Raw genomic sequence first — 12,596 nt, forward strand, 5'->3', positions numbered from 1 at the left:
TCGAGTGGGTCATTCCTGCGGTGCGCCGGTGCCATCTCCCGTCACCGGATCAGCACGTCGAGTTCGTCGCCGAGCGCTTCGCGGAGCCTGCCGAGGGCCCGCATGCTCCGGTTGCGTACGGCACCGGGACTCAGCCGGAGAAGGGCCGCGACCTCCTCGACGCTCTGGTCCTCCCAGTAGCGGAGCACCAGCACGGCGCGGTCCTGCGCGGAGAGTCGCGCGAGCCCGTTCAGCAGCGTCAGGCGTAGCGCCTGATCGGAATCGGCGGCCGCGGTGTCCGGTAGCCGTTCTCTCGGTGTCTCCCCGCTGCTGCGCTTTCGGGCGTGAGAAAGGTAGGTCCGCAGCAGTACCTTGCGGGCGTAGGCCGCCGGGTTCTCGGCCCGCTGCACACGTCGCCATGACGCGTACAGCTTGCCGAGCGTCGTCTGTACCAGGTCCTCGGCCAGATGCCAGTCGTCGCACAACAGGCAGGCGGTGCGGAAGAGCGAGGCGCTGCGGGCGGCGGCGAACTCATGGAAACCATTCGGGTCTTTGGCCATCAGGCCTTCCTCGGCGTCGTCGGTTCGTCCTCTACTCCCCAGACGCCGCGATCCCCCGGGTACGTCACAGCCCTCGCGCTACTGAGCCGCTGAGGCAAGGGCGGCTCACCAGCCGCCTGAGCCGCCTCCGTCCGAGCCGCCCGAGTCCCCGTACCCGCCCACGTCGAAGCCGCCCGCGTCCCCGTAGCCGTCCGAGTAGCCGTAGACGGCCGGGTTCATCGGAGTGTGGCCGTGCAGGGGGTCGACCGGCCGGTCGCGCTTCGGGTTCGTCAGCGGCCTGTGCTTCGGCGGCGTGTACGCGTGCGTCTCGAAGATCTTCCGCAGCTCGTCGTCGGCGATCCCGGCCGTTCCCCTGACCGCGACCCGTACGAGGCCATCGGGCGCCTCGGCCAGTTCGCGCCGCAACGAACGGCTCCGCGAGATCCGGCGCCACTGCCACAGCACGCTGACCCGGGATCGCGGCAGGAGTCCCTCGGCGCCCAGTCTCCAGCCGACCTCCGCCACGGCCGGGGACACGGCGATCAACGTCCGGGTCAGGCCGAGGACCCGGCCGACGTCCGGGACCACGGCCAGCACCGTCGTCTCGACCGGATCCGGGGCGGTCGTCTCGGTCGCTTCGTCCGCGGACCGCTGCTCGGCGTACACGCGGTGCCGGTCGGGTGTGATCCGGATGCGCCCGTCCGTGTGGAGGGCGACGAGCGCGACCATCGCCACGCGGTCGGGTCCGCCGAACAGGTAGGCGATCTCGTACGGGGACAGGTCGTGCTCCGGCATGGGGCGCCCTCCATGCGGGGTCGTGTCGAACCCTCCGACATTCACTCGGACGCGGTCCATACCGCTGCCGTTCCATCAAGGACGGCCCCGTGGCGCGACGGGTCGTCGTCAGCGGACGGTGCGAGCGTGGAGACCCGGCCCGTCGAGGTTCCAGGCGATGACCCTGCGGGGGTGGATGCGGATCACCTCGTCGCTGAACATCGGCATCAACGGCCGGTCGAGCCGGAGGATCTCGACGACCCCGCGTATCTCCAGGCCCCGCCCCGTCTGGCCGCCCGGTCCGACGGGGTGGTCGGCCTGGTCGTCGACGACGAGGGAGACGCGTGCGTCGGCCTGCACGTCGCGAAACCTCTGGGTCTCGCTGAGCGCCGGCCCGCCGAGGTCGATCGTCTCGGTGTCGGCGTCGACCCAGAAGGCGACGGGCTTGACGTGGGGTGCCCCGTGCGGGCCGACGGTCGCCAGGCGACCCAACGGGTGGGTTCCTAGATAGTCGCGCTCGATGTCGGTGAAGACGGGGTCACTCCGCAGCGCCTTCGGTGAATCGCTCATTCCGCGCACCTCCTAGGTTTCCAACGCTAGGAGCGCGCGGAATGCGCGGCATCGGGCGCACGGCCGAACCGTCGCTCGACAGATGGGCCTACGACCAGAGCTCGCGGAGGCGGGCGGCGGCGAGGTACGCGCCGCCGACCTCGCTCGCGGCCGATCATCCCGATCGGGGCGCCTTACCGGAGGACGGTGGAACCTCCGGCGAGAAGGTCCGTGCCCAGCGGCGTGACGGTGTGGAGCACGTACGGCCCGCGCCGCGTGCTGGTCACCAGACCGGCGTCGCGGAGTGCGCTGACATGCCGGCTCGCCGCGGGCGCGGAGATGCCGATGCGGCCGGCGAGGGCCGTGGTGGTCGATCCGGCCTCGGCGATGACGGCGAGCACGGCCGCCCGGCTGCCACCGATCAGCGCCGCCAGTGGATCGCGGCTCACCTGCGGCTCCCGTCCCGGACCGCCGCCGGTCCAGGCCAGGTCGTGCGCGATCGGATAGACCAGGGTCATGGGGTCGTCGGTACCGATGTCGTACAGCGCGGTCGGCGTGCGCCAGCAGAAGAAGGACGGCACGAGGCGCAGGCCCCGGCCGTTCAGATGAACGTCCCTGTCGCGCGGGTACGAGACGCTGAGCACGGGAGGCTCCCAGCGCGCGGCGTGGCAGAAGCCGGCGAGCAGCCCGGTGATGCCGCCGTCGAGCAGCGCCCGGGCGCGGAACATCCGGTCCGCGTCGAACGCGGCCCGGATCTGCCGGTGATAAGGGGCGACCGCAGCGTCGTGGTACGCGCGGATCGCGTGGTCGAGGCGCCGCAGCGTGGTGGGCTCGCCGTCGGCGAGCGGCCTGCCCCACTGGGGTAACGGCCGGCGGGCGTCCAGGAGGAGGAGGTCACGTCGCAGCCGGCTGCGCGGGGTCGCCATGATCGCCTCGAACCCATCCGTCGTGGCGACCGTCTCGCGAGCCGGGGTGAGGAAGTCCGCCGAGTAGCCCCATGGCGGTGCGAGCCGCATCAGCATCGCCGCCGACGCCGGCAGCCGACCGCGGGTACGGCGCTTCCAGCCGCCGAAGACGACGGCGCCGTCGCGTTTTCGCAGGAGGTGGGCGCTGAGCAGGATCTCCCACATGAAGTCCGGGCTGTTCGCGACCTTCGTCTCGAGCAGGTCATCCGGCGTGAAGTGAATACGCAGCATGGCACGGGCCCCCGTGGTCGGCCGGCGACGATTCGGACCTCAGCGTAAGCGCACGTTCCGTGGGTCACCTCGCCGCTGACCGCCTCCGGTCAACCGCACGCGTCGACGCCGAGTGATCCGCGCGTAGCCGGGCCGAGGCCGCCTTTTCATGCACCGTCTTATCCGCTCTGACGTCGTGGTTTGCGGTCAGCGTCAAGCCCCTGGCCGACCCGCCACGCTCTTGCGCATGCTGCGAGACGTCGTTTCCGGCAGTGAGGAGTCCGGCGATGCGATTCGCGGCCGAAGGGCGGGTGATGAGTCCCGCCGTGCGGATGTGCGCGGCGCTGGCCGTCGCGCCGGTGATGTTCGCCGCGGTCGGCTGTGGACCGTCGCGGCATCAGGTCGCACCCTCGTCACGGGCGGCGAGCGATCCGGACACCATGGTGCTCCGCGCCGAAGCGGTCCTCACCTCGCAGTGCATGTCCGCGCACCACTTCCGCTACTGGGTACCGCCCGAGCGGCACCGGACGGCCGCGGTGGACGGCCCGCAACGCTTCCCGTTCGTCGTCGACGACGTCGCCTGGGCCCGAGCGAACGGGTACGGAGAGAGCTCCGGCATCACCGACGCCGAGCGCGGCCGGATCACGCGGAACGACCCCAACGTCCGGTACGTGGGCTCGCTGTCCCCTTCCGGCCGGAGGGCGTACGAGCTGGCGCTGAACGGCCCACCGCCGTCGGCCGGTGGCGGGCTCAGTGTCCGGGTGCCCAACGGATACACGTTGCGGACCAGCGACCGGGGCTGTGTCGCCGAGGCTCGTGGCCGCCTCTACGGCGACCTGCCGACCTGGTTCCGCGCCCAAGCGGTCGTGGACAACCTCTGGCCGCAGATCAGCGCCATGGTCCGAGCCGACCCGGCGTTCCGTTCCGCGACCAGGCGCTGGGCCGCCTGCATGCGCGGGGCCGGCCATCCCTACGACAGCCCGGACCGGATCCGTGACCGGCTCGGCCGGCTCGTACCCGGAGGCGACGCGGCGGCCGAGCACCGGGCCGAGGTCCGCCTCGCCGTCGCCGAGGCCGGATGCGCACGACGCAGCGGTCTCGGCCCGGTGAGTCGCCGGCTCGATCGGACGTACACGGCGGCCGTCGACACGCGCTTTCAGGGCGCCATCGAGACGCTCCGGAGGCTCCGCGCCACCGCCCTCACCCGGGCACGCGGGCTCATCCGGTGAGCGAGGAAACACCGTCCATCTTCAGGAGGAAGTCCATGTCCAAGAAACGACTCACGGCCGCGGTGGGCACGTTGCTGCTGGCCGGCGCCATGACGACGGCGACGACGTCGGCGTACGCGGCCGGCCCGGCCGGCGCACGCGCGGCGGCGGCGCTGTCCCGGCCCGATCACTCCTGTGACAGGGGCGACTTCTGCGTGTACACCGACTACAACTTCGGAGCCTCCGGCGGCCAGACCTGGGCGTGGCAGGGCAGCGACACGGACTGGTGCTACAACGACGGCACCCCGCCCTGCAACAGCGATCACTCGTGGTGGAACCACGGCAACTACGACGGCAGCGGCGACTACAACGTCGTCGTGTACGACTACGGCAGCCACGACAGCGGCTCGCCCCACGTCCCGACCCTGTGCGTCCGGATCACGTACTACGGCACGGGCTACGACGTGCCGAGCGCGGACGGCAGAGGGTCGGGCCACCGCTGGATCCAGGGCGGCTGCCCATCGGGCGTTCCCACGCTGTGATCCCGTCGCCCAGCGGCCGGAGAGCGGACACGCCCTAAAGTTCGCGGAGGCGGGCGGCGGCGGTCTCGGGGAGCACGTCGTTGATGTACGCGCCGCCGCCGGTCTCGGCCGTGGCGAGGAACTTCAGTTTGTCGGCGGTGCGCTGCGGCGTGTAGATGCGGGCACACAGGTGTGCCAGGGCGCGCGAGGTGCGCGCCGGGGCCTGGTACCAGCAGGCCATGTACGGCGTCGTCTGCTCGTAGAGGGCGTCGAAGCGGCGCAGCACGTCGGCGTACAGGCCCATGAGCTCGTCGCGCGCGGCGGCGTCGAGGGCGGGCAGGTCGGGGACGCAGGAGCGCGGGGCCACGTACACCTCGTAGGGCCAGCGGGCGGCCTCCGGCACGTACGCGAGGAAGCCGTCGGTCTCGGCGACGACGCGGGGACCGGCGGCCTCGCGGGCGACGACGTCGCACATGAGGCACCCGCCGTGCTCCTCGCGGAACCGCTCGGCGGCGGCCAGCATCCGCCGCGGGATCGGCGGGATGTACGGGAAGGCGTAGATCTGGCCGTGCGGGTGCGGGAGGGTCGCGCCGATCGCCGCGCCGCGGTTCTCGAAGAGGAAGACGTACTCCACGTCGGGCCGCTGCCCGAGTTCGACCGTGCGGTCGGCCCAGGCGCGGCCGACGGTGGCGAGCCGCTCCGGCGGCAGGGTCGCGAAGGAGCCGTCGTGGTCGCTGGTGAAGCACAGCACCTCGCAGCGACCGCCGGCCGGGCCGCCGAGGGACGGGAAGCGGTTCTCGAACGACACGACGTGGTAGTCGGGGGCGGGGATCTCGCTCAGGTGTCCGTCGCGGGACGGGCAGAGGGGGCACTCGCCGGGCGCGGGCTGGTAGGTGCGGTTCTGCCGGTGCGCGGCGACGAGGACCTCCTCGCCCTGCAGCGCGTCGTACCGCAGTTCGGCGGCGGGCGCGTACGGGGGCAGGTCCCGCCGGTCGGGGGTGGAGCGGTCCAGCCCGGGCACGTCGTCGAAGTAGATGATCTCTCTTCCGTCCGCGAGCCGCACGGACGTGCGGCAGGAGGACTCGGTGACGGCGTGAGCGGAGGACATCGGGGGTTCCCTTTCGCGGAGCAAGGGTCAGGCAGGGGCCCGGCCGGCGCTGCTGCGGCTGACCAGCTCGGTGGAGATGATGATCTTCTTGTCGCTGCGCCGGCCGCTCTCGATCTGTTCGAGCAGCAGGTTAACGCTCGACCGGCCGACGGCGGCGAAGTCCTGGCGGATGGTGGTGAGCGGCGGGATGAAATACGCCGCCTCGGGGATGTCGTCGAAGCCGATGACGCTGACGTCGTCCGGCACGCGGCGGCCCGCCTCGTACAGGGCCCGCAGCAGGCCCAGGGCGTTCTGGTCGTTGGCGGCGAACACCGCCGTGACCTCCGGGTCGGCGGCCAGGGCCAGGCCCCGGTCGTACCCGGATCCGGCGCTCCAGTCGCCCGGGAGGGTCGGCGGCACCGGCGCGCCGGCCTCGAGCAGCGCGTCCCGCCAGCCGCGGTGGCGCTCGCGCGCCTCCAGCCACGACGGCGGGCCGGGCAGGTGGTGGACCGTCCGGTGCCCGAGGTCGAGGAGGTAGCGCGTCGCCGCCTTCGGCCCGGAGTACTGGTCGACTCCGACGGCCGGGACGATGGTCTCGCTCTCCATCACCACGAGGGGTATGTCGGAGGGCAGGTGCTTGGTGGTCTGGGTCAGCGGGACGTGCCCGGGTATGACGATGAGCCCGTCCACGCCCTGGCCGCGCAGCCGCTCGGCCGCCTCGCTGATCGAGCGCTGGCTGGCCGACTGCAGCGCGATGACGCTGGTGAAGTAGTCGGCCTGGCGGGCGCAGCGCTCCATCTCGCTGATCATCGACGCGGGCCCGTAGAGGGTCGCGTCGAAGCTGACCACGCCGAGTGTGCGCGAGCGGCCGGTGGCCAGGGCCCGGGCGAAGGCGTTGGGCCGGAAGTCCAGCTGAGCTGCCGCGGCCAGGACCTTGGCCCGGGTCTCCGAGCTCACCCTCGGGTGGTCCTTGAAGACCCGGGACACGGTCTGGTGCGACACCCCGGCGAGTTTGGCCACATCCCGAAGGCCGGGGCGCGCCGTGACCCGCGCGTCGCCCCGGTCCTCGGATGGTGCGTCCAGGTTCACCGGGAGGTGCCGGCGCGGCGCTTGGCCCAGACGTCGAACGCCACCGCGGCCAGGAGCACGAGGCCCTTGATCAGCATGACCCGCTCGCTCGGCGCGCCGAGGAGGGACATGCCGTTGTTGATCACGGCCATGATGAGACCACCGGTGATGGCGCCGACGACCTTGCCGACGCCGCCCTGCACCGCCGCGCCGCCGATGAAGGCCGCCGCGATCGAGTCGAGCTCGAAGTTGGTGCCGGCGGTCGGGCCGGCCTGGTTGAGCCGTCCGGCGAAGATGACGCCGGCCAGCGCGGCCAGCACGCCCATGTTGACGAACAGCCAGAACACCACGGACTTGGTCTTGATGCCGGACAGCCGGGCGGCCTGCAGGTTGCCGCCGATGGCGTAGATGTGCCGGCCGAAGACCGCGCGGGTGGTGACCAGGGTGTAGGCGAGGACCAGGACGGTCAGCACGATGAGCACGACCGGCAGGTTCTTGAACCGCGAGAGCTGCACGACGATGAACATCACGACGAACGCGGCGAGGGCCATCTTCACGATGAACAGCGGCAGCGCGTCGACCTTCTGGCCGTACCCGAGGCGGCCCGCGCGGGCCCGCCACTGGGTGAGCACGATGCCCACCACGGCGATCACGCCGACGATCAGGGTGAACAGGTCGCCGCCACCGAGCGGGCCGAGGCCGACGTTGCCGAAGTAGCCGGGCAGGAAGCCGTTGGCGAACGTGCGGACCTGGTCGGGGAACGGGCCGATGCCCTGGTTGCCCAGCACGGTGAGGGTGAGGGCGCGGAAGATGAGCATGCCGGCGAGTGTCACGATGAACGCCGGGATCTCGAAGTAGGCGATCCAGTAGCCCTGCCACGCGCCGATCACCGCGCCCGCCACGAGCGTCAGGATGACGGCGAGCGGCCAGGGCATGTGGTGGTTGACCATCAGCACGGCGGACAACCCGCCGGTGACGGCCACGACGGAGCCGACCGACAGGTCGATGTGGCCCGCGATGATGATGAGGATCATCCCGATCGCGAGGATCAGGACGTACGAGTTCTGCACGAGAACGTTGGACATGTTCTCCGGCGAGAGCAGGTCCCCGTGGGTGAGGACCGCGAACAGCGCCACGATCAGCGCGAACGCGACGTAGATACCGCTCTGCCGCAGGTTGACGGAGAAAATCCGGTCGGTCACGCCGCGCGACGGGGGCGACGCCTCGCCCTTGTCCGAGCGGGCCGGTGCGACGCTGCTCATGAAACTACCTGCTCTTCGTCGTAACGGGTCATGTACTGCATCAGCCGCTCCGGGGTGGCCTCCTCGCGGGAGACCTCACCGGTGATGCGCCCGGCCGACATCGCGTAGATGCGGTCGCAGATGCCGAGCAGCTCGGGCAGCTCCGAGGAGATGACCAGCACGGCCTTGCCCTGGTCGGCCATCTCATTGATGATCGAGTAGATCTCGTACTTGGCGCCGACGTCGATGCCGCGGGTGGGCTCGTCGAGAATCAGCACGTCAGGGTCGGTGAACATCCACTTGGACAGCACGACCTTCTGCTGGTTCCCGCCGGACAGCTTGCCGGCGATCGCGGCGACGTTCGGCGCCTTGATGTTCATGCTCTTGCGGTAGCGCTCGGCGACCTGGATCTCCTCGTTGTCGTTGACCCAGCCCCGCTTGGCGAGCTTGCGCAGCCCCGCGACGGAGACGTTGCGCTTGATGTCCTCGATGAGGTTCAGGCCGTACCGCTTGCGGTCCTCGGTGGCGTACGCGATGCCGTGCTTGATGGCGTCGCCGACCGACTTGACGCGGATCTCCTTGCCGTCCTTGTAGATGCGGCCGGTGATCCCGACGCCGTAGCTGCGGCCGAACACGCTCATCGCCAGCTCGGTACGGCCGGCGCCCATGAGCCCGGCCAGGCCGACGATCTCGCCGCGCCGCAGCGCGAGGTTGGCGCCGTTCACGACGAGGCGATCGTGCTGGGTGGGGCTGCGCACGGTCCAGTCCTCGATCCGCAGGATCTCCTCGCCGACGTTCGACTCGTGCTCCGGGTAACGGTGCTCGAGGTCGCGACCGACCATCCCGGAGATGATGCGGTCCTCGGTGACGAGGTCCTTCTCCATGTCGAGCGTCTCGATCGTGCGGCCGTCCCGGAGGATCGTGGTCGAGTCCGCGATGGCCTTGATCTCGTTGAGCTTGTGGGAGATGATCACGCAGGTGATGCCCTGGTCGCGCAGGCCGCGCAGCAGGTCGAGCAGGTGCGCGGAGTCGGAGTCGTTCAGCGCCGCCGTCGGCTCGTCCAGGATCAGCAGCTTCACGTCCTTGGATAGCGCCTTGGCGATCTCGACGAGCTGCTGCTTGCCGACGCCGATCTCCATCGCCGCGATGGTGGGGTTCTCGTCCAGGCCGACGCGGTCGAGCAGCTCGGCGGCGGCGGCGTTGGTCTTGTTCCAGTCGATGAGGCCGCGCTGGGCCTTCTCGTTGCCGAGGAAGATGTTCTCGGCGATCGACAGGTGCGGGCTGAGCGCCAGCTCCTGGTGGATGATGACGATGCCGTGCTTCTCGCTGTCGCGAATGTTGGAGAAGCGGCACAGCTCGCCGTCGAAGTGGATGTCGCCCTCGTACGAGCCGTGCGGGTAGACGCCCGACAGCACCTTCATCAAGGTGGACTTGCCTGCGCCGTTCTCACCGCAGATCGCGTGGATCTCGCCGCGCCGCACCACCAGGTTCACGTCCTGCAGCGCCTTGACGCCGGGGAACGTCTTGGTGATCCCGCTCATCCGCAGAATCGCGTCGTCGGTCATGTCGTGCCCTTCATGTCACGCCGGAAGGGCGGACGGCGCCGTCGGCGCCGTCCGCCCTCGATCCGCTACTGCAGCTGCTGCTGGGTGTAGTAGCCGGTGTCGACGAGGTTCTTCTGGACGTTGTCCTTGAAGATCAGAACCGGCTGGAGCAGCATCGACGGGACGACCTTGACGCCGTTGTTGTAGTCCTTGGTGTTGTTCACCGTGGGCGTGCCGCCCTTGAGAGCGGTGTCGGCCATCTTGACGGTGACCGCGGCGAGCTGGCGGGTGTCCTTGTAGACGGTGGAGTACTGCTCACCCTTGAGGATCGACTTGACCGAGGCGAGCTCGGCGTCCTGGCCGGTCACGACCGGGTACGGCTGGCCGGAGGTGCCGTAGCCGGCGCTCTTGAGGGCGGACAGGATGCCGATCGACAGGCCGTCGTACGGGGAGAGCACGCCGTTGACCTTGGCGCCACCGCCGTAGGCCTTGGTGATCAGGTCCTCCATGCGCTTCTGCGCGGTCGCCGGGTCCCAGCGCAGGATCGCGACGGTCTTGAAGTCCGTCTCCTTGCTCTTGACGACCAGCGTGCCCTTCTGGATGTAGGGCTTCAGGGTGTCCATCGCGCCGTTGAAGAAGTACGACGAGTTGTTGTCGTCGGGCGAGCCGGCGAAGAGCTCGACGTTGAACGGGCCCTTGGCGGTGCCGTCGGTGCCGTCCTCCTTCTTCAGGCCGAGGCCGGTGAGGAGGGCCGTCGCCTGCAGGACGCCGACCTTGTAGTTGTCGAAGGTCGCGTAGTAGTCGACGTTCGGCGACTTGAGGAGCAGCCGGTCGTAGGCGATGACCGGGATGTGCTTGTCGTGCGCCTCCTGCAGCTGCGTGCTGAGGGACTTGTTGTCGATCGAGGCGATGATCAGGAGCTTGGCGCCCCGGGTGATCTGGTTCTCGACCTGGTTGACCTGGGTGGGGATGTCGTTCTCGGCGTACTGCAGGTCGACCTTGTAGCCCAGCTTCTCCAGCGAGGACTTGAGGTTGTCCCCGTCGTGGATCCACCGCTCGGAGGACTTGGTCGGCATCGTGACGCCGATGAGGGCGCCCTTGGTCGAGCCCGTGCTGCCCTTCTTGTCGACGGACTTCGTGCTCGAGCCGCAGGCGGTCATGGCGAGGGCCATGCACAGGCCCGTGGCCATCGCGGCCAACTTCGTGATCTTCATATCTCACCTTGGGTGGGACGGGGGGTACGACGGGAAGAGACGTGTTACCACTGCTTTGCCGGAGTGTTAACGGTCACACTTGGGATGTCAAGACACAGTTCGGCAACGCGCCTGTCTCGAAACAGTCCAGACCGCAAGCGTGTGACCGGTAACATCACGAGGGTTACTCACTTCTCCGGAGGTCAGCCCAGAAGCCGGATGACGTTCCATGAAACGGGCGGCAGCACCGCGGTCAGGGTGCCGCCTTCCACCCGGACCTCCGGGTTGGGCCGCGGGACGACGCGGAACGGGTCGTCCGCGGTGTTCCGGGCGTAGGGGTCGGGGTCGGCGAGGGTCGTCGCCTCCCTCGGTCTGACCGCGCCTAGCGCGCGGACGTCGATGTCGACGGTGAGGCTCTGGTCCACGGACCGGTTGACCATGAAGAGCGCGGTCTCGCCGGTCTCCTCGTCGCGGGTCGCGACGGCGTCGAGCACGGGCACCTCGCCGTACGCGGCCGTCTCGTACACCGGGCAGACCGGCTCGACGCGCAGCACCTCGCCGGCGGCGTGCCGGGACGCCTGCGCGAACGGATGGAACGTCGTCTGCCGCCACGCCCGGCCGCCGGGCTCGGTCACGATGGGCGCGATGACGTTCACGAGCTGGGCCAGACAGGCCGCGGTGACCCGGTCGCTGTGCCGCAGCAGCGAGATCAGCAGCCCGCCGAAGGCGACGGCGTCGGCCAGGTGGTACCGGTCCTCCAGCTGCGGCGTCGCCACCGACCAGTCGCTCGGCCCGCCATAGGCCACGTGCCGGCTCATGTACCAGATGTTCCACTCGTCGAACGAGATGTTGATCTTCTTGCGGCTGCGCAGCCGGGCTCCGACGTGGTCGGCGGTGGCCACGACCGACGCGATGAAGTGGTCCATGTCGACGGCGCTGGCCAGGAAGCTGCCGAGGTCGCCGTCGTGCTCTTCGTAGTAGGCATGGCACGAGATGTGGTCGACGTGCTCGTACGCCTCCTCGAGCACGGTCGCCTCCCACGCGCCGAAGGTGGGCATCTTCGAGCTGGAGCTACCACAGGCGACCAGCTCCAGGTTCTTGTCGACCATGCGCATCGCCCTCGCCACCTCGGCGGCGAGCCGGCCGTACTCCCGGGCCGTCTTGTGCCCGATCTGCCAGGGCCCGTCCATCTCGTTGCCCAGGCACCACATCGCGATCCCGTACGGGTCCTTCGCCCCGTTCTCGATGCGCAGGTCCGACAGCCGGGTCCCGGACGGGATGTTGCAGTACTCCAGCAGGTCGAGCGCCTCCTGCAGGCCGCGGGTGCCGAGGTTGACGGCCATCATCGGCTCGACGTCCGCCTTGCGCGCCCAGCGCATGAACTCGTCGATGCCGACGTGGTTGGGCTCGAGGCTGTGCCAGGCGAGGTCCAGGCGCGTGGGCCGCGACTCGACCGGTCCGATGCCGTCCTCCCAGCGGTACCCCGACACGAAGTTGCCGCCGGGGTAGCGGACGGTGCTCACCCCGAGCTCCCTGGTCAGCTCGAGGACGTCGGTGCGGAATCCGTCGTCGTCCGCGCTCGGGTGGTCGGGCTCGTAGATGCCGGTGTAGACGCACCGGCCCAGGTGTTCGACGAAGGACCCGAAGGTCCGGCGGTTGACCGGTGCCACGCGGAAGGCGGGGTCCAGCGTCATGCGTGCCGTCAGCACACTCGTCTC

General features: G+C 69.9%; 12 protein-coding genes. 2 read left to right on the forward strand and 10 right to left on the reverse strand.

All coding sequences use genetic code 11. The features are described from left to right. Positions 1-41: 41 nt before the first annotated feature. From ACYVF7_RS55295 to ACYVF7_RS55310, 4 genes are all read right to left on the reverse strand, one after another. Positions 42-539: a SigE family RNA polymerase sigma factor gene (locus ACYVF7_RS55295; protein ID WP_460355990.1), complete on the reverse strand. Its 498-nt coding sequence runs from the start codon at positions 537-539 to the stop codon at positions 42-44. A gap of 105 nt (positions 540-644) precedes the next feature. Then, positions 645-1,313 carry a TIGR04222 domain-containing membrane protein gene (locus ACYVF7_RS55300; protein ID WP_460355993.1) on the reverse strand — a complete coding sequence of 223 codons (669 nt, stop codon included), beginning with the start codon at positions 1,311-1,313 and terminating at the stop codon, positions 645-647. 108 nt (positions 1,314-1,421) lie between these two features. Next, positions 1,422-1,862: a PPOX class F420-dependent oxidoreductase gene (locus tag ACYVF7_RS55305; protein WP_460355995.1), complete on the reverse strand. Its 441-nt coding sequence runs from the start codon at positions 1,860-1,862 to the stop codon at positions 1,422-1,424. Positions 1,863-2,035: 173 nt separating this feature from the next. Beyond that, positions 2,036-3,037, reverse strand: a complete 1,002-nt coding sequence (locus tag ACYVF7_RS55310; protein WP_460355998.1) for an ArsR/SmtB family transcription factor — start codon at positions 3,035-3,037, stop codon at positions 2,036-2,038. Between the two features lie 266 nt (positions 3,038-3,303). Between ACYVF7_RS55310 and ACYVF7_RS55315 the strand changes: the two genes are divergently transcribed. Continuing rightward, on the forward strand, positions 3,304-4,245 hold the full coding sequence (locus ACYVF7_RS55315) for a hypothetical protein (RefSeq protein WP_460356000.1): 942 nt from the start codon (positions 3,304-3,306) through the stop codon (positions 4,243-4,245). A 35-nt stretch (positions 4,246-4,280) separates the two neighbouring features. Then, positions 4,281-4,766 carry a peptidase inhibitor family I36 protein gene (locus ACYVF7_RS55320; protein ID WP_460356002.1) on the forward strand — a complete coding sequence of 162 codons (486 nt, stop codon included), beginning with the start codon at positions 4,281-4,283 and terminating at the stop codon, positions 4,764-4,766. A 34-nt stretch (positions 4,767-4,800) separates the two neighbouring features. Here the strand turns inward: ACYVF7_RS55320 and galT are convergent, their stop codons facing one another. The 6 genes from galT to arfA form a co-directional block, all read right to left on the reverse strand. Then, complete coding sequence (galT, locus tag ACYVF7_RS55325) at positions 4,801-5,853, reverse strand: galactose-1-phosphate uridylyltransferase (protein WP_460356003.1); 1,053 nt, start codon at positions 5,851-5,853, stop codon at positions 4,801-4,803. A gap of 27 nt (positions 5,854-5,880) precedes the next feature. Next, the gene (locus ACYVF7_RS55330) at positions 5,881-6,834 is read right to left on the reverse strand and encodes a LacI family DNA-binding transcriptional regulator (RefSeq protein WP_460356006.1); all 954 of its coding nucleotides are present in this window, start codon (positions 6,832-6,834) and stop codon (positions 5,881-5,883) included. A gap of 83 nt (positions 6,835-6,917) precedes the next feature. After that, entirely contained in the window at positions 6,918-8,162 is a 1,245-nt protein-coding gene (mmsB, locus tag ACYVF7_RS55335) for a multiple monosaccharide ABC transporter permease (RefSeq protein WP_460356007.1), read from the reverse strand. Beyond that, positions 8,159-9,706: a multiple monosaccharide ABC transporter ATP-binding protein gene (gene mmsA, locus ACYVF7_RS55340; RefSeq protein WP_460356008.1), complete on the reverse strand. Its 1,548-nt coding sequence runs from the start codon at positions 9,704-9,706 to the stop codon at positions 8,159-8,161. The genes mmsB and mmsA overlap by 4 nt, the downstream gene beginning before the upstream one ends. A 65-nt stretch (positions 9,707-9,771) precedes the next feature. Next, positions 9,772-10,899: a multiple monosaccharide ABC transporter substrate-binding protein gene (chvE, locus tag ACYVF7_RS55345; RefSeq protein ID WP_460356011.1), complete on the reverse strand. Its 1,128-nt coding sequence runs from the start codon at positions 10,897-10,899 to the stop codon at positions 9,772-9,774. Positions 10,900-11,081: 182 nt separating this feature from the next. Continuing rightward, positions 11,082-12,587, reverse strand: a complete 1,506-nt coding sequence (gene arfA / locus ACYVF7_RS55350) for an arabinosylfuranosidase ArfA (protein ID WP_460356014.1) — start codon at positions 12,585-12,587, stop codon at positions 11,082-11,084. Positions 12,588-12,596 lie beyond the last annotated feature (9 nt).

The organism is Actinoallomurus acanthiterrae (assembly GCF_054775715.1).

Bases quoted from the DNA above. Each gene is read 5' to 3' on its own strand.
- ACYVF7_RS55295 (WP_460355990.1), bottom strand. From the start codon at position 539: ATGGCCAAAGACCCGAATGGTTTCCATGAGTTCGCCGCCGCCCGCAGC.
- ACYVF7_RS55300 (WP_460355993.1), bottom strand. From the start codon at position 1,313: ATGCCGGAGCACGACCTGTCCCCGTACGAGATCGCCTACCTGTTCGGC.
- ACYVF7_RS55305 (WP_460355995.1), bottom strand. From the start codon at position 1,862: ATGAGCGATTCACCGAAGGCGCTGCGGAGTGACCCCGTCTTCACCGAC.
- ACYVF7_RS55310 (WP_460355998.1), bottom strand. From the start codon at position 3,037: ATGCTGCGTATTCACTTCACGCCGGATGACCTGCTCGAGACGAAGGTC.
- ACYVF7_RS55315 (WP_460356000.1), top strand. From the start codon at position 3,304: ATGCGATTCGCGGCCGAAGGGCGGGTGATGAGTCCCGCCGTGCGGATG.
- ACYVF7_RS55320 (WP_460356002.1), top strand. From the start codon at position 4,281: ATGTCCAAGAAACGACTCACGGCCGCGGTGGGCACGTTGCTGCTGGCC.
- galT (WP_460356003.1), bottom strand. From the start codon at position 5,853: ATGTCCTCCGCTCACGCCGTCACCGAGTCCTCCTGCCGCACGTCCGTG.
- mmsB (WP_460356007.1), bottom strand. From the start codon at position 8,162: ATGAGCAGCGTCGCACCGGCCCGCTCGGACAAGGGCGAGGCGTCGCCC.
- mmsA (WP_460356008.1), bottom strand. From the start codon at position 9,706: ATGACCGACGACGCGATTCTGCGGATGAGCGGGATCACCAAGACGTTC.
- chvE (WP_460356011.1), bottom strand. From the start codon at position 10,899: ATGAAGATCACGAAGTTGGCCGCGATGGCCACGGGCCTGTGCATGGCC.